15 protein-coding genes are annotated in these 21,131 nt (G+C 73.0%); 8 read left to right on the top strand and 7 right to left on the bottom strand.

Features of this window, described 5'->3' with window-relative positions; all coding sequences use genetic code 11:
* Nucleotides 1–8: 8 nt before the first annotated feature.
* From GGE06_RS07835 to GGE06_RS07820, 4 genes are all read left to right on the top strand, one after another.
* Nucleotides 9–962, top strand: a complete 954-nt coding sequence (locus GGE06_RS07835) for a sigma-70 family RNA polymerase sigma factor (RefSeq protein WP_312883052.1) — start codon at nucleotides 9–11, stop codon at nucleotides 960–962.
* Nucleotides 963–1,095: 133 nt separating this feature from the next.
* Nucleotides 1,096–1,458: a hypothetical protein gene (locus tag GGE06_RS07830; protein ID WP_116157221.1), complete on the top strand. Its 363-nt coding sequence runs from the start codon at nucleotides 1,096–1,098 to the stop codon at nucleotides 1,456–1,458.
* Nucleotides 1,455–3,311 (top strand): GMC family oxidoreductase, encoded by a 1,857-nt coding sequence (locus GGE06_RS07825; protein ID WP_116157222.1) that lies wholly within the window; start codon nucleotides 1,455–1,457, stop codon nucleotides 3,309–3,311. Before GGE06_RS07830 ends, GGE06_RS07825 begins: the two co-directional genes overlap by 4 nt.
* Nucleotides 3,308–4,174, top strand: coding sequence for a hypothetical protein (locus GGE06_RS07820; RefSeq protein ID WP_116157223.1), 867 nt, complete (start codon nucleotides 3,308–3,310; stop codon nucleotides 4,172–4,174). The genes GGE06_RS07825 and GGE06_RS07820 overlap by 4 nt, the downstream gene beginning before the upstream one ends.
* A 13-nt stretch (nucleotides 4,175–4,187) precedes the next feature.
* Here the strand turns inward: GGE06_RS07820 and GGE06_RS07815 are convergent, their stop codons facing one another.
* Together GGE06_RS07815 and GGE06_RS07810 are read right to left on the bottom strand one after the other, a co-directional pair.
* Complete coding sequence (locus GGE06_RS07815; protein ID WP_184930362.1) at nucleotides 4,188–5,348, bottom strand: amino acid aminotransferase; 1,161 nt, start codon at nucleotides 5,346–5,348, stop codon at nucleotides 4,188–4,190.
* Nucleotides 5,341–6,399 carry a DMT family transporter gene (locus GGE06_RS07810; RefSeq protein WP_312883051.1) on the bottom strand — a complete coding sequence of 353 codons (1,059 nt, stop codon included), beginning with the start codon at nucleotides 6,397–6,399 and terminating at the stop codon, nucleotides 5,341–5,343. The genes GGE06_RS07815 and GGE06_RS07810 overlap by 8 nt, the downstream gene beginning before the upstream one ends.
* 158 nt (nucleotides 6,400–6,557) lie before the next feature.
* Here GGE06_RS07810 and GGE06_RS07805 point away from each other — a divergent pair, with 158 nt between their 5' ends.
* Both GGE06_RS07805 and GGE06_RS07800 read left to right on the top strand, forming a co-directional pair.
* Nucleotides 6,558–7,046, top strand: coding sequence for an Lrp/AsnC family transcriptional regulator (locus tag GGE06_RS07805; RefSeq protein ID WP_116157225.1), 489 nt, complete (start codon nucleotides 6,558–6,560; stop codon nucleotides 7,044–7,046).
* A gap of 88 nt (nucleotides 7,047–7,134) precedes the next feature.
* The gene (locus GGE06_RS07800) at nucleotides 7,135–10,509 is read left to right on the top strand and encodes a pyruvate carboxylase (RefSeq protein WP_116157226.1); all 3,375 of its coding nucleotides are present in this window, start codon (nucleotides 7,135–7,137) and stop codon (nucleotides 10,507–10,509) included.
* A gap of 45 nt (nucleotides 10,510–10,554) precedes the next feature.
* On the opposite strand, the gene GGE06_RS07795 is transcribed toward GGE06_RS07800, so the two are convergent.
* Nucleotides 10,555–12,168, bottom strand: coding sequence for a multicopper oxidase family protein (locus GGE06_RS07795; RefSeq protein ID WP_184930361.1), 1,614 nt, complete (start codon nucleotides 12,166–12,168; stop codon nucleotides 10,555–10,557).
* Nucleotides 12,169–12,242: 74 nt separating this feature from the next.
* The gene (locus tag GGE06_RS07790; protein ID WP_184930360.1) at nucleotides 12,243–12,662 is read right to left on the bottom strand and encodes a DUF6153 family protein; all 420 of its coding nucleotides are present in this window, start codon (nucleotides 12,660–12,662) and stop codon (nucleotides 12,243–12,245) included.
* Nucleotides 12,663–12,840: 178 nt separating this feature from the next.
* On the opposite strand from GGE06_RS07790, the gene GGE06_RS07785 reads away from it, so the two are divergent.
* Entirely contained in the window at nucleotides 12,841–14,640 is a 1,800-nt protein-coding gene (locus GGE06_RS07785) for an ATP-binding SpoIIE family protein phosphatase (RefSeq protein WP_184930609.1), read from the top strand.
* A 48-nt stretch (nucleotides 14,641–14,688) separates the two neighbouring features.
* Here the strand turns inward: GGE06_RS07785 and GGE06_RS07780 are convergent, their stop codons facing one another.
* Complete coding sequence (locus GGE06_RS07780; protein ID WP_184930359.1) at nucleotides 14,689–16,905, bottom strand: RICIN domain-containing protein; 2,217 nt, start codon at nucleotides 16,903–16,905, stop codon at nucleotides 14,689–14,691.
* A 211-nt stretch (nucleotides 16,906–17,116) separates the two neighbouring features.
* Between GGE06_RS07780 and GGE06_RS07775 the strand changes: the two genes are divergently transcribed.
* Nucleotides 17,117–18,151, top strand: a complete 1,035-nt coding sequence (locus GGE06_RS07775) for a LacI family DNA-binding transcriptional regulator (RefSeq protein ID WP_221517940.1) — start codon at nucleotides 17,117–17,119, stop codon at nucleotides 18,149–18,151.
* Nucleotides 18,152–18,197: 46 nt separating this feature from the next.
* Here the strand turns inward: GGE06_RS07775 and GGE06_RS07770 are convergent, their stop codons facing one another.
* A complete protein-coding gene (locus GGE06_RS07770) occupies nucleotides 18,198–19,364 on the bottom strand; it encodes an esterase-like activity of phytase family protein (RefSeq protein WP_116165154.1) in 1,167 nt (388 codons plus the stop codon).
* A gap of 134 nt (nucleotides 19,365–19,498) precedes the next feature.
* Nucleotides 19,499–21,100, bottom strand: a complete 1,602-nt coding sequence (locus GGE06_RS07765; RefSeq protein ID WP_116157232.1) for a M4 family metallopeptidase — start codon at nucleotides 21,098–21,100, stop codon at nucleotides 19,499–19,501.
* Nucleotides 21,101–21,131 lie beyond the last annotated feature (31 nt).

The raw sequence follows: 21,131 nt of genomic DNA, 5'->3' as shown, positions 1-21,131 counted from the left end.
ACATCACCGTGGACGGCATCACCATCGACGGCTTCGACACCGGCCGGTTCGAGGCCAGCCGGAACCGGCTGGCCTCCCTGGCGTACCGGATGCTCGGCTCCGCCGCCGACGCCGAGGACACCGTGCAGGACGCGTTCCTGCACTGGCAGGCCGCCGACCGGCAGCGGATCCGGGTGCCGGAGGCCTGGCTCACGAAGGTCGTCACCCATCTGTGCATCGACCGGCTCCGCTCGGCGCAGGCCCGCCGCGAGCGCGCCGCCGGAACCTGGCTGCCCGAGCCGCTCCTCGACGGCGACCCGATGCTCGGCCCCGCAGACACCTTCGAGCAGCGCGAATCGGTCTCCCTGGCCGTGCTGACGCTCATGGAGCGCCTGTCGCCCCTGGAGCGGGCGGTCTACCTGCTGCGCGAGGCGTTCTCGTACAGCCACGCCGAGATCGCCGAGATCCTCGACGTCTCCGAGTCCGCGAGCCAGCAGCACCTCCACCGGGCCCGGGGCCGTCTCACCGCCGCGCGACGGCGCGGCGGTGAGGTCGATCCGGCCTCCGCCCGCAGGCTCGTCGAGGAGTTCTTCGACGCCGCCTCGTCGGGCCGTACCGAACGGCTCGTGGCGCTGCTCACCGACGACGTGACCGCCGTCTCCGACGGCGCCGGGCCGAGCGAGAGGCTGCTGCGGTTCGACACTCCCCAGCGCGTCGCCGCCGTCGCCCGGGGCGGGTTCCGGCCCAGTCCCGCGAAACGGCGCCTCGCCGGTGGCACACCCGCCGTCCACACGGCGCGCGTCAACGGCGCTCCCGCGATCCTGTTCACCCTCGGCGACCGGGTCATCGGCGCCGTGACGTTCGACATCGCCGGCGGCAGGATCGCCACCGTGCGCGGCATCGCGGCCCCGACCCGCCTCGTCCGCCTCAACGCGGCCTGGCGGCGCCAGGAGCCGGGCACACCGCTGGTCGCCCGGTGGTGACGCGAACGCGCTCTCGTTCCCCGTACGACAGAGCGATCAGTACCAGTCGCCCGAGGGAGCGCCCGGCGACGCGATCAAGCCGTTCCGGGGGCGCGGGGCATGGGCCGCCGACCCGTGGGGCACCGATCCCCGCGTGCCCCACACAGACGAGACAGAGCAGTTCACCGCCTTGTCGGCGCGGCTGACCGGCTTCGACGACGTGGACCTGATCGCCACCGGGCTCGTCGAGGTGTACCGCGCGGTGGCCGTGGAGCAGCTCGGCACGGAGCTGTACGGACGGCTGCTCGAAGGGACCGAGCCGGTGGACGACGCGTCGCAGGCGGCGGCCCGGGCGGTGACGTACCTCTGGTACACGGGCAGTTGGCCGGGCCCGCCGCCCAGGCTGGTGTCCTCGCGGGCGTACGCGGAGGCTCTGGTCTGGAAGGCGGCCGGTCTGTCGGCTCCCGCCGCCGCCCCCGGAGGGTACGGGAGTTGGGCCGAGGTGGGCGGCCGGTGACGCGGTACGACGTGATCGTCGTCGGCGCCGGTGTCGCGGGCTCGCTCGTCGCGCATCGGCTCGGTCGGGGCGGACGGCGACGGGTGCTCGTCCTGGAGGCGGGCGCCGGCGCCCCCGAAGCGGCCGCGGCCGACCCGCTCACCGACTACCTCAGGGCGTCCGCCAGGCTGCCGGGCTCCCCCTATCTGCCCCATCCGGCGGCCCCCTGGCCGGAGATGACGGACCTCGCCGGTACCGACGACGGGACCCCCGGCTTCCGGGCTTCCGGGCATCTGCGGCAGGACGGCCCGCTCCCGTACGCCAGTGGATACGTCCGCGTCAACGGCGGCACCGGCAACGTCTGGACCGGTCTCGCGCCCCGCATGCTGCCGGAGGACTTCGACACCGAGTCCTTCGGGTACGGCCGCCGGTGGCCCCTCGGCTACGACGACCTCGAACCCCACTACCGGGCGGCCGAGGAGCACCTGGGGGTGGCCGCCGACGCCGACGAGCAGCGCGCGCACCTCGGTCTGCGCTTCCCCGACGACTACGTCTTCCCGATGCGCCCGCTGCCCGCCGCCCGTCTGGACCGCCTACTCTCGGCCCGTCTCGACGGGCGGCGCGTCAAGGACCCCGTCGCCCTGGGCGAGGTCGAGCTGAGGGTGGTCGGCACCCCGCACGCCCGCAACGGCGTCCCGGACCCCCGGTACGGCGGCGGCCGCGGCTTCGTCCCGCGCGGGCGGGGCGGGCGGCCCGATCCGGACAGCCGGTGCGTGGGCAACGCGACCTGCATCCCGCACTGCCCCTCGTACGCGAAGTACACGCCGCTGAAGACGCAGGGGCGGTGGAGCCCGTCGGTCACGCTGCGGGACCGGTCGGTGGTGAGCCGCGTCCTCGTCGACGGGCGGGGGCGCGCCACGGGCGTGGAGTACCGCTCGTACGGCGGCGAGGTGTCCGTCGCGCACGCCGATGTCGTCGTCCTCGCCGCGCACGCGGTGGAGAACGCCCGGCTGCTGCTCCTGTCGGGGCTCGCCGGCCGCAGCGGCCAGGTCGGCCGCAATCTGATGGACCATCCGGTGCTGCTGACCTGGGGTCTGCTGCCCGAGGGCGAGCGGTCCTGGTCGTATCGGGGACCCGGGTCCGTCTCCGGCTTCGAGGGCTTCCGGGCCGGTCCGGCGCGCCGGCTGCGGGCGCCGTTCCGGGTCGAGTTCGGGACCTGGGGCTGGATCTGGGCGAAGGGCCCCGTCGAGACGGACGTGGACCACTTCCTCCGCGAACGCGGCCTGCTCGGCAAGGAGTTGAGGGAGGCCGTCGCGGACCGGGTGCGCAGGCAGTTCACCCTGCAGTTCGAGATGGAGCAGGGCGCGGACCCCGCGAACCGGGTCACCCTCCACCCGTCCGAGCGTGACGCGCTCGGCCTGCCCCGGCCGCTGGTCACCTACGACCTCGACGAGCACGTCAAGGAGGGCATGGCCGCCGCCCGCGCCGTCTCGGACCAGGTCTTCGCGCTGCTCGGCGCCGAGGACCACACGGACTACGCGCCGTCGGCGGCCTGGCCGGGCCGGTTCGAGCACCGCGGCCGCGCGTACGGCTATCGCGGGGCGGGTCATGCCGCCGGAACGCACATCATGGGCGACTCCCCGGACACGTCCGTGGTGGACGCCTGGCAGCGCTGCTGGGACCACCCCGGTCTGTACGCGGTCGGCTGCGGCAGCATGCCCTCGGTGGCCACCTCCAACCCGACGCTGACGATGGCCGCGCTCGCGCTGCGCAGCGCCGAGCGCATCGAGGCCGATCTGACGGCCCGCGACCGCCCCCTCTCCCCCGTGGCCGCCACGACGACCGCCCCGACCACCCCAGGAGCCCCCGCGTGACCTCGCTGCCCCTGCCGCCCGTGCCCGAGCCCTTCCGGCTGCCGTTCCACTACGGGGCCCTGCACCAGATCGGCGTCGACTGGCTGGTGGACCCGGGTCCCGTCCGCCGGCTGCTCGCCAAGCACCACCCGGACCTGACGGCGGCCGCGTTCGACGACGGGCGGGCGCTGGTCTCGCTCAACTACCAGCTGTACTTCGCGCAGTACGCGTTCGGCGGCGGCGTCACCCAGGAGATCGAGTTCAACGTCATCGCGTTCCCGACGGCCGAGGCGGACCGTCTGCCGCGGCTGTCCTACGCCCAGTACGCGCAGGGCTGGGACCAGACGAAGCTGCTCGGCATCGCCCGGCTCCACGTCGTGTGCGACAACCCGTTCGCGATCAGGGCGGGGCGCGAGCTCTACGCGGAACCCAAGTACCCGGGATGGTTCGAGGTCGGCCTGCCGTCGCTGAACGGACCCGAGGGCGCGACCTGGACCGTACGGTGCAAGGCGGCCGAGGTCGGGACCGACGACGCCCTGGAGCGCGGGCAGGCCCCGCTGCTCGACCTCACGGCGAGGCTGGACGGCCTGACCTCCGTCGCCGCCAACTCCGCCCCGGTCACGGGTTACGGGACCGACCGCGAGGGCCGGCTGCTCGCCGGACCGATGAACGTCCACCAGCCGTACGGCTGGTACGACCTGGCCGCCCCCGAGCACTCCGGGCGCACCCGTCTCGCGGTCCACGCCCCGGACGGCGACCTGGGCCGCGACCTCCAGGCCCTCCTGCCCGACGGCACACCGGCCGCGGGCGCCTGGACCTTCCAGTCGCCGCCGGTCGCCGCCCACAACCGCCCGTACTACCTGCCGACGGGTCCGCGCGTCTGAGGGCGGCCCGGCGTCAGAGGGCGTCGGCGATGCCTCCGGCCAGGTACGGGATCCGGTACGCGGGGACGCCCGCGATGTTGATGCGGCCCGCGGTCGTGCCGTAGATGCCGGACCGGTGGCGCATCCGGCGCATGCCCTCGGGGGTGAGGGGCAGCATCGAGAACATGCCCTTCTGCCGGGCGAGGGCGCTCGCGTGCTCCTCGTGGCCGAGGGCGCCCAGGTGGGCGACGAGGTCCGTCCGGTTGGCGGTGATGCGCCGGCGCATGACGTCGAGTTCGGCGAGCCAGAGGGCCCTGAGGCGCTCGTCCTCCAGGACGGTGGCGACGACGGCGGCGCCGTGGTCGGGCGGCATGGAGTACAGGGTGCGGGCGGCGTTCTGGAGGGCGGTCTCGACGTGCCGGAGCGCGCGGGCCGAGGAGCCGAGGACGATGGCGCAGCCGGTGCGGTCGCTGTAGAGGCCGAAGTTCTTGGAGCAGCTGACGGCGATCAGCACCTCGGGGAGCCGTTCGGCCAGCATCCGGGTGGGGGCGAGGTCCGCTTCGAGGCCGTCGCCGAGGCCGTGGTAGGCGAGGTCGACGAAGGGGACCCAGCCGTTCGTCGCGGCGAGCGCGGCGAGCTCCTCCCAGGTCTCGGCGGTGGGGTCCGCTCCGGTGGGGTTGTGGCAGCAGCCCTGGAGGAGCACGACGTCGCCGGGTCCCGCCGCGCGGAGGTCGTCCAGCATCCCCTCGGGGTCGAGCCAGCGGAACGTGCGGACGGTGAGGCCCGCGCCTTCGAGGATGGGGCGGTGGTTGACGTACGCGGGGTCGCTGATCCACACCGTCGTGCCGGGGCGCGTCTGCCGTACGAGGTCGGCGAGGAGGCGCAGGGCGCCGGTGCCGGCCACGGTCTGGACGGCGGTCGCCCGTGCGGTGAGGGCTTCGGTGCCGAGGACGGTGGTGAGCATGGCGCGGTTGAAGGCGGTGTTGCCCGACAGGCCGAGGTACTCCTTGGAGCCGGAGCGTTCCGCCAGGCGCATCTCGGCCTCCTTGACGGCCGCCATGACGGGGGTGACGCCGGTGTGGTCGCGGTAGACGCCGAGGACGAGGTTGAGGCGCTCGGGGCGCGGGTCGGCGGCGTACTCGGCCGTCAGGTCCCACAGCGGGTCGGCGGGCGGGGCGGGGAGGAGCTCAAGCATCGGCGGAGACCTTGGTTCGGGCGGATCGGTCGGCGGGGGCTCCGGCGGGGGAGCCGTCGGCGGACGCGACGGTTCGGGGGCGTCGGTTGGCGAGGGCGACGCCGAGGGTGATGAGGGGGACGCCGATGACGACCGGCAGGGTCGGCTTCTCGTCGAGGAGGGGCATGGCGAGGAGGACGACGGCGACCGGGCTGAGGCTGCCGACGACGGAGCTGCGCTCGGGGCCGAGGCGGCGGATGGCGAACGCGTACATGAGGCCCGCGCACAGGCCGACGCCCAGGCCCTGGACGACGAGGAAGAGCGCGATGTCGCCGCCGGCCGCGTGGGCGATGCCGGTGGGCAGGACGCCGGTCAGGACCAGCAGCGCGATGACGGCGAAGGAGGGCAGGCAGAGCAGTCCGATGGACCCGATCGGGTCCAGGTCCACCTCCCGCAGGCCGACGGTGTAGAGGGCCCACAGGCCGCTGGCGACGAGCAGCGTGCCCGTGCCGAGCAGGACGTCCGCGTCGAGGGCCGCGGTGTAGCGCCAGACCAGGGCCACGACGCCGGCCACGATGAGGGCGAGGCCGGCCGCCTGGGTGCCGCGCGGGGCGCTCTTGCCGCCGGCGACCATGAGGGCGGAGACGAACAGCGGGACCATGCCGGGCACGATGGCCCCGACGAACGCGGCCGAGGTCAGGGAGCCGCCGTACATGGCGGCGAGGAAGAACGGGACCCCGGCGCCGCAGATGATCTTGGCCGCGGGGGCGAACCGGACGGCGGCCAGCCGGCGCCTGCGCCGCCACAGCGCGGGGGCCAGGACCACGAGCGGCACGCCGAAGCGCAGCAGCGCCGCGTCGGCGGGCAGCAGCGTGGAGCTGCTCAGAGCACGGGCGCTGAGCGCGAAGGCGGCCCAGATGGCCACTGTGAGCAGCAGCGCGAGCATGCCCACGGCCTGCGGGGAGAGCCCGCCGAACCGGCCGGCACGGGGCTTCCCCTCGTACCCCGCGGGCGGAGTGCGCGTCTCGCGCCCCTCCCCCGTTCCCGCCCCCACCGATTGCGTCGCGGCCACCGGCCGTACCTCCCACTCGAAGCCGTTCGGGCGGAGCCGATGTCCGGCTTCACCCCGGTAAGCAACCGTAGAGCCTGGGCCGGGGCAGGCGATTGCCAGTTCTGCCCTCCAGACATAGCGTGGGGGCAGAATCTGCCAAGATCCGCCAAGGAGAACCGATGGACGCCGTGGACTTCCAGATCATCCACGAGCTGCAGAGCGACGGCCGCCTCTCGAACCAGGACCTCGCCGACCGGATCAGGCTGTCCCCGTCCCCCTGTCTGCGCCGGGTGCGCCGCCTGGAGGAGTCGGGGCTGATCGGCGGCTACACGGCCACCGTCGACCAGGTGGCCTTCGGTCTGCCGATCACCGTCTTCGTACGGATCCGCCTGGAGCGCCACACGGCCGAGGCGGTGAACGTGTTCGAGCACCACGTGGGCCTCATCGACCACATCCAGGACTGCTATCTGATGGCGGGCAGCAGCGACTACCTGCTGAGGGTCGTCATCGAGAGCCTGGAGGCGTACGAGACCTTCGTCCGCACCCGGATCCACGCCATCCCGGGCATCGCGTCGATCGAGTCGAGCTTCGCCTTCGGCAGCGTCAAGCAGTCGAAGGTCTTTCCGCGGCCGGGGATCCCGTCGAAGCGGCCGGCCGAGGGTCGATGATCCATGTCACGGGCGCCGGATCTTCAGCAGGCGGCGGCTCAGCCCGTAGCGTTGCCGCGACGAGCCGGGCACGGTGAAGGGATCAGGGATGTTCCGCAAGGTGCTGGTGGCCAACCGCGGCGAGATCGCGATTCGCGCGTTCCGCGCCGGCTATGAACTGGGGGCGCGGACGGTCGCCGTCTTCCCCCACGAGGACCGCAATTCACTGCACCGGCTGAAGGCCGACGAGGCCTACGAGATCGGTGAACCCGGCCATCCGGTGCGGGCCTATCTGTCGGTGGAGGAGGTCATCCGGGCGGCCCGCCTGGCCGGTGCCGACGCCGTCTACCCGGGCTACGGGTTCCTCTCCGAGAACCCGGACCTCGCGCGCGCCTGCGAGGAGGCGGGCATCACGTTCGTGGGCCCGTCCGCGCAGACCCTGGAGCTGACGGGCAACAAGGCGCGTGCGGTGGCCGCCGCCCGCGAGGCGGGCGTGCCCGTGCTCGGCTCCTCGGCGCCCTCGACCGATGTGGACGAACTCGTGGCGGCCGCCGAGGACATCGGCTTCCCGGTGTTCGTGAAGGCCGTCGCGGGCGGGGGCGGCCGCGGCATGCGCCGGGTCGAGGACCCGGCGACGCTGCGGGAGTCCATCGAGGCGGCGGCCCGCGAGGCGGAGTCCGCGTTCGGCGACGCCACCGTGTTCCTGGAGAAGGCCGTCGTCGACCCGCGCCACATCGAGGTGCAGATCCTCGCCGACGGCCGGGGCGACGTCATCCACCTGTTCGAGCGGGACTGCTCGCTCCAGCGCCGCCACCAGAAGGTGATCGAACTCGCGCCCGCCCCGAACCTCGACCCGGCGGTACGGCAGCGGATCTGCGACGACGCGGTGAAGTTCGCCCGCCGGATCGGCTACCGCAACGCGGGCACGGTGGAGTTCCTCCTCGACCCCGAGGGCAACCACGTCTTCATCGAGATGAACCCGCGCATCCAGGTCGAGCACACGGTGACCGAGGAGGTCACCGACATCGACCTGGTGCAGTCGCAGCTGCGCATCGCCGCCGGGGAGACCCTCGCCGACCTCGGGCTCTCCCAGGAGTCCGTCGTCCTGCGCGGCGCCGCCCTGCAGTGCCGGATCACCACCGAGGACCCGGCCAACGGCTTCCGCCCGGACACCGGCATGATCAGCGCCTACCGCTCGCCGGGCGGCTCCGGCATCCGGCTCGACGGCGGAACCACCCACGCCGGTACGGAGGTCAGCGCCCACTTCGACTCGATGCTGGTCAAACTGACCTGCCGGGGACGGGACTTCAAAACCGCCGTCGACCGGGCCCGACGCGCGGTGGCCGAGTTCCGCATCCGGGGCGTGTCCACGAACATCCCCTTCCTGCAGGCCGTGCTCGACGACCCGGACTTCCAGGCCGGGCAGGTCACGACGGCGTTCATCGAGCAGCGACCGCACCTGCTCACCGCCCGCCACTCGGCCGACCGGGGCACGAAACTGCTCACCTACCTGGCCGACGTCACCGTGAACAAGCCGCACGGCCCCCGCCCCGAGCTGATCTCCCCGGCGACCAAGCTCCCCCGGCTGCCGGCCGGAGAGCCGCCGGCCGGCTCCAGGCAGCGCCTCACCGCGCTCGGCCCGGAGGGCTTCGCACGGAGCCTGCGCGAGTCGCCGACCCTCGGCGTCACCGACACCACCTTCCGCGACGCCCACCAGTCCCTCCTCGCCACCCGGGTCCGCACGAAGGACCTGCTCGCCGTCGCCCCGGCGGTGGCGCACACCCTGCCGCAGCTGCTCTCCCTGGAGTGCTGGGGCGGCGCCACCTACGACGTCGCGCTGCGCTTCCTCGCCGAGGACCCCTGGGAACGCCTCGCCGCGCTGCGCGAGGCCGTGCCGAACATCTGCCTCCAGATGCTCCTGCGCGGCCGCAACACCGTGGGGTACACCCCGTACCCGACGGAGGTGACCGACGCCTTCGTACAGGAGGCCGCCGCCACCGGCATCGACATCTTCCGGATCTTCGACGCGCTCAACGACGTCGACCAGATGCGGCCCGCCATCGAGGCCGTACGGGAGACGGGCACGGCGGTCGCCGAGGTCGCGCTCTGCTACACGTCCGACCTCTCCGACCCGGCGGAGAAGCTCTACACCCTGGACTACTACCTGCGGCTCGCCGAGAAGATCGTCGCCGCCGGTGCGCACGTCCTCGCGGTCAAGGACATGGCCGGTCTGCTGCGCGCCCCCGCCGCGGCCCGGCTCGTCTCCGCGCTGCGCCGCGAGTTCGAGCTGCCGGTGCACCTCCACACCCACGACACCGCGGGCGGCCAGCTCGCCACGTACCTCGCGGCGATCCAGGCCGGCGCGGACGCCGTGGACGGCGCGGTGGCCTCCATGGCCGGCACCACCTCGCAGCCCTCGCTGTCGGCGATCGTCGCCGCCACCGACCACTCCGAACGGCCGACCGGCCTCGACCTCCAGGCGGTCGGCGACCTGGAGCCGTACTGGGAGAGCGTCCGCAAGATCTACGCCCCCTTCGAGGCGGGCCTGGACTCGCCGACCGGGCGCGTCTACCACCACGAGATCCCCGGCGGGCAGCTCTCCAACCTGCGCACCCAGGCCGTCGCGCTCGGCCTGGGCGACCGCTTCGAGGACGTCGAGTCGACCTACGCCGCCGCGGACCGGATGCTGGGCCGTCTGGTGAAGGTCACGCCCTCGTCGAAGGTGGTGGGCGACCTCGCTCTGCACCTCGTCGGCGCCGGGGTGGCGCCCGAGGACTTCGAGGCGGCACCGAACCGGTACGACATCCCCGACTCCGTCGTCGGCTTCCTCCACGGGGAGCTGGGCACCCCGCCCGGCGGCTGGCCCGAGCCGTTCCGCAGCAAGGCCCTCGAAGGCCGCGCCGGCCCCAAGCCGACGCCGGAGCTGACCCCGGAGGACCGCACCGGCCTGGCCGAGGACCGGCGCGCCACCCTCAACCGCCTGCTCTTCCCCGGCCCGACGAAGGCGTACGAGGCACACCGGCAGGCGTACGGCGACACCAGCGTGCTCGACAGCAAGGACTTCTTCTACGGGCTGCGCCCCGGAAAGGAGTACAGCGTCGACTTCGGGCCCGGCGTGCGGCTGCTCATCGAGCTGGAGGCCATCGGCGAGGCCGACGAACGCGGCATGCGCACGGTCCTGTCCACCCTGAACGGCCAGCTGCGGCCGATCCAGGTCCGCGACGACGCGGCGGCCGCGGACCTCCCGGTGACCGAGAAGGCCGACAGGTCCGACCCGGGCCATGTCGCCGCGCCGTTCGCCGGCGTGGTCACGCTGGCCGTCGCCGAGGGCGACGAGGTCGGGGCCGGCGCGACGGTGGCCACGATCGAGGCGATGAAGATGGAGGCCTCGATCACCGCCCCGAAGGGCGGCCGGGTGTCCCGCCTGGCCATCACCAGGATCCAGCAGGTGGAGGGCGGCGACCTCCTCGTCGAGATCCGGTAGTCCGGGAAACGGCCGGGACACCGAGCGGGGTGTCCCGGCCGGGGCCTACTGCTTCAGGTAGCCGAGGACGGTCATCATCCCGGACTCGGCGTGGTAGACGTTGTGGCAGTGGATCATCCACAGGCCCGGGTTGTCGGCGTCGAAGTCGACCTCGATCCGCTCCCCCGGCAGCACGATCGAGGTGTCCTTGCGCGCCCCGCCGTTCGCGTGCGCGTAGGTGTGCCCGTGCAGGTGCATGGGGTGCCACATCGTCGTGTCGTTCACGAACGCCAGGCGGACGCGCTCGCCCGAGCGCACGGGGTAGCGCTGCGCGGGGTCGTACTTCTTGCCGTTGATGGCCCAGTCGTACTTCATCATCGAGCCGGTCAGGTCGAACTCGATGGTGCGGTCGGGCCTGCCCGGCTCCAGGCGCACCGATTCCGCCGCCTTGAGCTGACCGCCGTGCACGACCTTGCCGTCCAGCTCCTTCGGACGCGCGGAGGAGCCGGGCGCGGCTCCTGTGCCGGTACGCAGCACGGCGAGAGCGGTGCGGCCCTTGCCCTCGGCGAGCGCGGTGAGCGGGAAGGCGCCGCTTCCGACGGTGACGAGGGCGTCGACGCGCTCGCCCATCCCGAGCAGCACCGCGTCCGCCTGCGCGTGCTCGACCGGGAAGCCGTCGGTGTGGGTGACGGTCAGCCGGTGCCCGCCGAGCGCGACCCGGAAGGCGGTGTCGCCGCCGGCGTTGATGATCCGGAGCCGGATCCGGTCGCCGGGCCTGGCGGTGAAGGTCTGCGGGTTCTGCGGGGTACGGCCGTTGACCAGGTAGTACGGGTAGCCGACGTCGCCCGCGTCACCGCCGAGGAGATCGCTGGCGGCGCCCATGAGCATGCGGGAGGGACCGGAGGGCCGGGGGGACGGTGACGTCCGGGTGGTCATCGACATGCGGGACATGTCATGGCCCTCCGTACCACCGGATCCGCTCATGTCCATGCCGCCGTGGTCCATGCCTCCCATGCCCTTGCCGAGCTCGGCGAGGACCGCGTCCGGAGTGGAGCCGTCGACGCCGTCGACCCAGTCGTCGAGGACGATCACCCACTCCTTGTCGTACGCCAGCGGCTCCCTGGGGTCCTCGACGATCAGCGGCGCGTACAGGCCGCGGTCCTGCTGGACTCCGGAGTGCGGATGGAACCAGTACGTGCCGGGACGGGAGACCGCGAAGCGGTACTCGAAGGAGCCGCCGGCCTTGACGTCACGCTGGGTCAGGCCGGGCACGCCGTCCATGTCGTTGCGCAGCGCGAGTCCGTGCCAGTGGACGCTCGTGGCCTCGGGGAGGTGGTTGGCCAGGGTCAGCGCGAGGGTGTCACCGGCGGTGACCCGCACCTCCTTGCCGGGGAGCTCGTCCCCGTACGCCCAGGTGCGGACGGTGCGCCCGCCACCGAGGTCGAGCGGGGTCTCGACGGCGGTGAGCCTCACCTTCCGCTCGGGGCCGGGCTTGCGCAGTGCCTCGGTCTCCCCGATCTCCTTGCTGTCGGGGGTGACGTAGTCGGCGGCCGGCGTGGTGCCGGTGCCGCGCGTGGAACGGTCCGTGCCGCTCATCGAGCCGGAGCAGGCGGTCAGCAGGCCGGTGCCGGCGACGGCGAGGCCGGCGCCGAGGACGGTACGACGGGTGGGTCGGTTCATGGCTGAGGAACCTCAAGACGTGGTCGTTGCAGGGGGGCGGTCTTCCGCTCGCGGTGGGGAGCGGCCGAGCCCGCCTATATGCGCAACAGGGACAGGCGCGTCAGGAGGGAGCCGGGCGGGGCGGGCGGCGGGATCGCGCGGAGCGCGTACGCAAGGCGCGCCGTCGGCGGCGGCAGGTCGCGACCGGGCGTGCGCCGTCCGAGGGCGCGGGTCAGGAGGGCCACCCCGATGCCGACGCCGAGCACGGCGAGGCAGACGGCGGCGGCTCCGGCGCCGTGGGCGGGCGCGGGGCGCGTCGAGTGAGGTGTCGGAGCGGCGGCCCGGTGCTCCGCCGGTGCGGCCGCCATGACGTGGTCGGCGTGGGAGACGCGGCTGTCGGTGGTGGCGTGCTCGCCGGGGTGGCCGAGGGCGTGCATGAGCACGATGCCGAAGAGCAGCGCGACGGAGAGCAGGCACCGGCCCAGCCGGGTCGCCGTCTTCGGGCGTACGGCCACGTCGGTCTCCTTCCTCGGTACGACGCCTACGGGTCGGACGCAGCCGATGATACGGGGTGGGGGTATGAAGCCCGATCCGGCCCGATCGAGAAGGTGCCTGACAACAGGAGGCACCGATGAGGTTTACGGTGCACACTGGGCACGAAATGGCGTCGAGTCCTGCTTGGGGGCCGAAAGAGTGAACGGCGGCAGCGGCGGACGGCGCCTGCCCGGCCGCGGCTCGGCCGGGCAGGACCCGGCGGGAAGCCGCTCGACCTGGGAGAACGCCCGCTTCCGACGGGGCAGGGGCGTTCTGCCACCGGACAGGTTCACCCTGCGCAGCCGACTCGCATGGCTGAATTCCGCCACCACCAGGATCGGCACGACCCTGGACCTGGAGCGCACCGCGCAGGAGCTCGCCGAGTTCACCGTGCCCCGCTTCGCCGACGGGGCGGCCGTGGACATCCTGGAGAGCGTCCTGCGGGGCGACGAGGGCTCCCGGTGGACGGAATCGGGCATCCCCGCCATGCGGGCCACGGCGCTCTGCGCCATCGAGGAGCTCACGTCCCTGGAGCCCACACCGGTGGGCGAGACATTCGTCCACGCCGAGAAGCCGCACGAGACCCTGCTCCACCGGTACTGCCTCCGGCAGCGCAAGCCGGTCCTGCTGAGCCGCATGCGCGACGAGGACTTCATCCGCGTCGCGCCGACCGTCAGCGCGGCGGAGAAGATGCGCGCCGCCGGTGTGCACAGCTATCTGGCCGTCCCCCTCATCGCCCGTGGGCTGCTCCTCGGCAGCGCCGACTTCGTGCGTGCCCCGGGAACTCCGCCGTTCTCCTCCACCGACCTGGCCCTGGCGGAGCAGCTCGCCTCCAGGGCGGCCGTCTTCATCGACAACGCCCGGCTGTACGGGCGCGAGCGCGAGCACGTCGTCCAGTTGCAGCGCAGCCTGCTGCCGCGGGTGACTCCGGCGACGCCGGGCCTGCTGGTCCACGCCGAGTACGCGCCCGCGGCCGCGCACCACGGCGTGGGCGGCGACTGGTACGACGTGATGGCGCTGCCGGGCGGGCGGACGGCCCTCATGGTGGGCGACGTGATGGGGCACGGGCTGCCGGCCGCCGCCACCATGGGGCGGTTGCGGACCGTCGCCCGCACCCTGATGACCCTGGACACGGCCCCCGAGCGGATCCTGGCGCGGCTCGACCTGGCCACCCGCGACCTGGAGGACGAACAGGTCGCCACCTGCCTGTGCGCCGTGTACGACCCCGCCGACTCCAGCTTCACGCTGGCGAGTGCCGGGCATCTGCCGCCCCTGCTCCTCGACGGTCAGGGCGGCGCCTCGTACGTCCCGGTGCCGACCGGCGCGCCGCTGGGGGCGGGGGTGATCCCGTACGACCCGCTGCGGCTGCGCGTCCCGGACGGCGCCCACCTGGTCATGTACACCGACGGCCTGGTGAAGTCGCGGGAGGAGGACGTCGACGCCCAGCTGGACCGGCTGCGTTCGGCGGCGCTCGGCCTCACTCCCGAGGCACTGGAGCAGGGTGGTCTCGTGGAGTGCGCTTCGGCCACCGCCGCCCGCTTCGACGAGGCGGTGCTCCTGGTGACGGCGGACGCCCCGCTCCCGGCCGGCGATCTGCGGGTGTGGCAGCTGCCGCAGGACGGGCGGGCCGCCTCGGTGGCCCGTGGCCTCGTCACCGACCAGCTCGCCGCTTGGGATCTCGAGGAGCTGGCCGACGTCTCCGAGCTCGTCGTCTCCGAGCTGGTCGGCAACGCGCTGCGCTACGGGAACGGCCCGGGCGAGCTGCGGTTGCTGCGCGGGGAGCGGCTCGTCGTGGAGGTCTCGGACACGGGCCCCGACCTGCCGCAGATCCAGCACGCGGACCTCAGCGACGAGGGCGGCCGGGGACTCCAGCTCATCAACATGCTGTGCCGCAGATGGGGTTCCTGTCGCACCGTCACCGGCAAGGTGGTCTGGGCCGAACAGAACATGCCGTCCTGAGGCGGGAGCGGGCCCCGGGCGGCTGCCCGGGGCCCGCGTGCCGAAGGATCAGGCGATCGTCCACCGCTGGAGGGCGGAGCCGGTGTCGGCCTGCTGGGTGACGGTGGCCCCGTCGGCCGTGGAGGCCGTGGTCATCGACAGGCCGCTGCGGGCCGAGGTGACGGTGTAGCCGCCGGCCGCCTGCCGGACCAGGTTCCAGCGCTGGTTGGAGCCGCCGTGGCAGGTCCACTGGATGACCCTCGCGCCGGCGGTGAGGGAGCCGTTCTCGATGTCGGCGCACTTCCCGGACGAGCGGTTCCTGATCTCGTACGTGCCGTCGGTCTGCTGGGTGAGGGTCCAGCTCTGGTTGGCGCCGCCGTTCGGGTTCCAGGTGATGAGCTGGGTGCCGTCGGTGGCGCTGCTCCCCGGGTTGTCGAGCGCCTTGCCGCCGGTGGTGAGCGTGTGGACGCCGTTGAGGGAGGCCGAGACCGCGGTCAGCGTCAGGGACTGCTCCCCCGGTGTGCGGCCGCCGCCGACGGCGTTCCCGGTGGTGTCGCTCCAGCTGCGGGCGGGGGTGGTCTCGCTGAGCCGGCCGCTGTCGCCGGAGAGGCCGACGACGAGGCCGCTGTAGCGGTTGACCAGCTTGTACGTGCCGGTGGGGCCGTTGTCCGTGGCGGAGGCGCCGCGGATGACGAACCACTCCTGTCCCGGGCCCGTGGTGGCGGGGGTGGCCGTGGGCCTGGTGCCCCAGGCCCGGGTGGCGGTGCCGGAGCCGTCGACGCCGAGCAGGTTGCCGGTGGAGGCGTTGGCGATGCGGTAGGAGCCGTCGCCCTTGGCGGTGAAGGTCCACGCGTCGAGGCCCGAGCCGGTGGCGGCGGGCACGGAGGTGGTCGCCGGACTGCCGGGGACCTGGGCGAGGACCCGGCCGCCGGCACTGGAGATCCGGTAGGTCCCGCCGGAGTCGACCGGGGCGGCCGGCTCGTTCGTGCCGACGCTCAGGTTGACGTACTCGGAGCTCGCTCCGCCGGAGCAGCCGAAGGAGCAGTAGGCGCGGAAGTCCTTGCCGACGATGCCGGAGCCCGTCCTGTTGCCGCTGTCGAGGAACCAGCGGTACCAGGAGGCGGTCCTGTAGCTGCCGGTGTCGCCGAGCCGGAACCACTTCTGGGTGGTCAGGTCGTCGGTGGCGTAGATCTCCTGCGGGGCGTTGCCGCTCTGGTCGACGGCCTGGGGCTCGCCGAGGTAGAGGCCGAGGTAGGCGTTGTAGGTGATGTCCATGACGAACAGCGGTGACGTCGGGGGCGTCAGGCCGGCGGCGACCTGCTGGCTCACGGAACCGCCGTTGGCCGGGTCGTACTCCTTGGCCGTCGGCACGTATCCCGTCGTGCTGCTCGCGCCGACCGGGACCATGGTGCTCTCGCGGCCGCCGACGCCGGGCTCGGTCCAGGTGCCGTCGTACCACTTCCTCCAGGTACCGGGCGCCATCTTCCCGGAGAGGGGGGCGCGGGCGACGTGGCCGTAGAACGCGGCCCAGCCGCCGCCCTTGTTGACGATCCGGGAGCCGTAGAAGGCGTAGAAGTAGCCGGAGGCGGTGTCGACGAAGAGGCGCGGGTCGCCGGTGCCGTAGTGGTAGGTCTGCTGCGGGAAGGCGGCGGCGTCGCCGCGCCGGGTGCTGTACCGCGAGGTGATGACGTGGTCCTTGACGGTCCAGGTCCTCCCCTGGTCCGTGGAGACCGCGTAGTCGATGCCGTCGTAGTGGATGCCGTCGCCGAAGGGCTGGGGGGTGAACTCGTTGTGGACGAGCCCGTACCAGTCGCCGGTGTCGGGGTCGACCCACATGCCGGTGAGGTCGCAGTAGTTGCGGTGCGCGTAGCCGCTGCCGGCCGGGGCCTGGGTGGATTCGACGCCGGTGGGGCTGTTGTCGCAGCGCCAGGTGGTGTCGTTGTTGCGGTCGTCCTTGTTGTTCGGGTTCACCGCGTCGCTGAGGGTGCCGGACCGGTTGGCGGTGTCGAAGTCCGGTCCGGTGTAGAAGGTCCAGCTCCGGCTGTCCTTCGCTCCGTAGAGCGCGTGCGCCTGCTGGTAGTAGAAGGTGCCGTCCTTGTCGATGTACGGGCTCGCGGGGGTGTCGTCCGGGCGGGTCCAGGACCCCTTGGTGCCGACGGTGACGGTGTACGCGGCCGTCGGCGGGACCGCCGAGGCCGCGGGCGGGGCCGCGAGGGTGCTGCCGCCGGTGACGGCCAGGGCCGCCGCGGCGAGCAGGCTCACCGTTCTGCTGCGCGGAGATCTCACACGTACTCCTCAGCTCGTGGGGGCGCACGCCGGGTTGGCGTGCAGGAGGTACGGCCGGATGACGCAGGCACGGACCCTAGGGCTTCTTTGACCGGTAAAACAAGACCCGGGCGACGGGGAACCACGGCCCACGGGCGCCTTGACCGGGGGTGGGGACCGCGTTACGTTGCGAGCCCATCCGGACCGGTACGACGGGGGCGCCGTGGTCACCATGAGGGACGTGGCCGAGCGCGCCGGCGTCACCAAGCAGACCGTCTCCAACGTCGTCACCGGACGGGTGCCCGTGCGCCCCGCCACCGAGGCGCGGGTCCGCGACGCGATCGCCGAACTCGGCTACGTGCCGAACCTCGTGGCGCGCTCCCTCGCCACCGGCAGCACCCGCACCGTCGGGCTGTTCGTGCCGACCGTCCGCGCCCCCTTCTACGCCGAACTCGTCGAGCACGTCGAGGACGTCCTGGAGGAGCGCGGTCACCGCCTGCTGCTCTGCACCACCCGGCTCGACGGGGAGCGCGCCCGCCGGCACCTGGCGGGGCTCACCAGCCGCTCGGTGGACGCCCTCCTGATCGCCGGGGACCAGGGCCTGACGGGTCATCTGCCGCTGCTCGCGGGGGCCCGCTTCCCCGTGGTCCTCTGCGCCTGGGAGGCCGGGCTCCCCGACGGGCTCCCCGACGGCTTCCCGGTCGTCACCCTCGACTACGAGCACGGCGGGCACCTGGCCGGCCGGCACCTCCTCGACCTCGGGCACGAACGGGTGGCCGTCCTGGCCAGTCCCGCGCACGGGGTGCGCGTGGCGGGCTTCCGGCGCGCCTTCGAGGAGGGCGGGATCGCGCTGCCCGACAGCGCGGTGCACCTGGCCGCGGAGCCCACCTTCCGGGGCGGCCTGGAGGCGGCGGCCGCGGCGCTGCGGGCGGCTCCCGGCACGACGGCGCTGTTCGCGACGCACGACCTGCTCGCGGCGGCCGCGGTGGAGGCCGCGCGGACCCTGGGCCTCTCGGTGCCGGAGGACCTCTCCGTGGTGGCGCACGACGACACCCCGGAGGGGCTGTTGTCCCGTTCCCCGCTGACCTCCGTCGTCCTGCCCAAGCGGGACATGGCCCGGCAGGCGGTCGAGGTGGCGCTCGGCGCCCTCGACGCCCCCGCCTCGGCCGATCTCCGGCCGAGGCTCCTGCGCCCTGAACTCGTCCTCGGCGACAGTACGGGACGGGCCCCCGCGCACGGGGGCGCACGACGAACGGTCCGCCCCTGAGGACGGACCGTTCGACACCTGTGCCCTGGAGACGCCCGGGCGGAGGTCAGCGCACGGCGAGGGCGACGATCTGGGTGACCGCGTCCTCGGCGAAGTTGTCGTCACTGACCAGGATCAGCGACCGCTCGCCCGACGGCAGCCTCGGGCCCCACGTCATGCCTTCGGTGTTGTCGACGGTGGAGAGGCCCAGGGTGTCGAAGTCCGCGACGAGCGTCTTGCGCATCGCCACGACCGGCTGCCCCGCGAGGGAGTCCATCGCCTGCACGTCGGTCGCACCACGCGTGGTGGCGTCGAAGAGGCGGATCTTGTAGCCGGCGCCGGCGACCCAGGTGCGCTCGAGCACGAGGTAGCGGTTCGGGTCGTCGGGGAAGGCGAGGATCGACGGGACGCCGGTGTCCGGGCCCCAGGGGCTGTTCGGGTCGTTGACGGCGAAGATCTTCTCGACGGGGTACGCGAACTGCCCGAGGACCTTGCCGTCGCGCGTCTGCTTCGTCACGCGGACGAGCGCGCCGTGGTCCACGTCGGGCTCCGGGCCGTCCTGGAGCAGCGGACCCTCGACGGCGCTGGTCAGCACGCGGCCCCGGTCGCCGAAGGTGATCGCCTCGATCGCCTGGTTCCGGCGCGGTCCGCGCTCCTCCATCGTGATCTCGTAGTTCGCCGGCAGCGGCAGCCGGCCGAGGTAGGCGCCGGTGGGGCCGGCGAACTGGATGGACGGCTGGATCACCGGCGGGCCGACGGTCTTGGGCCGGTCGCCCTCCTGCGCCCACCAGTAGTCGCAGGAGCGCGGGTCGACGCGGATCTCCTCCGGGTCGACGGCCTTGCCGTCGCCGACCGTCGGCGCGGGGTAGACCGAGCCGTCCGGCTGGAGGAAGGGGTGGGTGCCGGTGAAGTCGACGGCGTGCACGCCGTTCGCGTCGACGTCCAGCTCGGCGGTGTAGAAGCGGGCGGGCTGGAGGTACGAGCGGTCGTCGCTGATGAACACGTACTCGCCGGTGCAGCGGTCGCGGTCGACGCCGGAGAGGCCGCCGACGGTGGTGCCCTGGAAGTCGAGCTTGTGGGGGACGATCTTCTCGCCGAGCAGACGGGCCTGCGCGGCCCGCACCGGCCGGTGGTCGTGTCCGCCCGGCTGGGCGGCCACGGCCACGGCGGGGGCCAGCGTCGAGGTCAGGAGCAGGGCCGCGGCGAGCGCCCGGCGCGTCAGGGATGAACTCATGCGGTTGATCTTGCCGTCGTCCGCCCCGGCGGCGCAGTCGCCCATCCGGGTATTCCCGGCAGTACGAGACCGACGGGCCCCGCCGTGACGACGGGGCCCGAACTGGTCATCGGATCAAACGATATGAGGATACGTCAGAGGACGTTGACCCCGGTCCAGGCCGCGGCCACCGTGGCGTACTCGGGGCTGGTGGCGCCGTACAGGTCCTTCGCCGCGTTCAGGGTCGCGGTGCGGGCGCCCTTGTAGTCCGTGGTGGAGGTCATGTAGACGGTCAGCGCCCGGTACCAGATGGCGGAGGCCTTCTGGTTGCCGATGCCGGTGACGGTGGAGCCGTTGTACGTCGGGCTGTTGTAGGAGACGCCGTTGATGGTCTTGGCGCCGCTGCCCTCGCTGGCGAGGTAGAACCAGTGGTTGCCGACGCCCGAGGAGTTGTGCACGTCGAGCCGGCCGACGGACTTCGACCAGTAGTCGGCGGAGCGGCCGTCCAGGGAGGGCTTGTCGAAGCGGCGCAGCCACGGCGGGGTGGACTGGTCGCTGAAGAGGTAGTCGGGGGTGTCGATCGGGTTGTTGGCGTACCACTCGACCATCGTGCCGAGGATGTCGCTGGTGGCCTCGTTCAGGCCGCCGGACTCGCCGCTGTAGCGCAGGTTGGCGGTGGCCGAGGTGACGCCGTGGGTCATCTCGTGGCCCATGGTGTCGAGGTCGACCTGCTCGGGGTCGGTGGTGCCGTCGCCGTCGCCGGTCATCATGCAGAAGCAGGCGTCCGACCACTGGGCGTTGTCCCAGTTGGTGCCGACGTGGACGAAGACGGTGGCGCCGCGGCCGTCGTTCTTGATGCCGTTGCGGCCGAAGGTGCTCTTGTAGTAGTCGAAGGTCTTCGCCGTGTTGGCGTGGGCGTCGACGGCGGCGGTGGCGCGGTCGGTGGAGAACTTGCGGCCGTCGCCCCAGATGTTGTCGGCGTCGGTGAACAGCGTGCCGGAGGAACTGTTCAGGGACGAGGACGAGACGTTGTGCGCGTCCTTGGTGATGTGGCCGCGGACCGGGTCGATCAGGGCGAAGGTGCCGTTGGCCTGCAGGGTGGTGTCGAGGGAGATGTCACCGGTGTACTCGGAGTGGCCGGTGCCGGTCGCCTCGTGCTCGGTGTCGTAGTTCTCGATCGCGGCGCCGGTGGTGGCGTCGGTGACGAACACCTCGCCGTGCGGCTGGCCCTTGTCGCCGAGGCCCTGGACGGTGGTGCGCCAGGCGAGGCGGGGGGTGCCGTCGGCGGCCCACACGACCAGCTCGGGGGTGGACCTGGCGCTGCGCACGAGGCCGTTCGAGCGGTTCAGCGCGCCGGCCGAGGCGCCCTTGGCGTCGACCGCCGGGGTGACGGAGCCGAGCGCGACCTTGTGGGCCTTGGCGTGGGTGGAGCCCTTGAGCGAACCGTCGGCCTTCTGGTGGACGACGAAGTCGCCGCCGACGACGGGGAGGCCGCGGTAGGTCCGGTCGAAGCGGACGTGCTGGGTGCCGTCGGCGTCGATGACGACGTCCTTGACCCGGAGCGCCTGGCCGGCCCCGAAGCCGAAGGTGTCGGCGTGGCGGGTCACGTTGGCCTCGGCCCGGGCTATCGCCGTGTCGCGGACGGAGGTGACGCGCTGGGCGGCGTCGGGCTGCGAGTACGCCGGTGCGGCGAGCGTGCCCGTGGTGATGACGGCGGCGGCGACCATCGTGGAGAGGGCCAGCAGAGGACGGGACATGACGGGGTGTTCCTTCGCTCGTCGTGGGGGG

It is taken from the genome of Streptomyces nymphaeiformis, assembly GCF_014203895.1.
Lineage (GTDB): Bacteria > Actinomycetota > Actinomycetes > Streptomycetales > Streptomycetaceae > Streptomyces > Streptomyces nymphaeiformis.
Note: the sequence above shows the minus strand (reverse complement) of the source record. Positions and strands in the feature narration are given on the sequence as shown.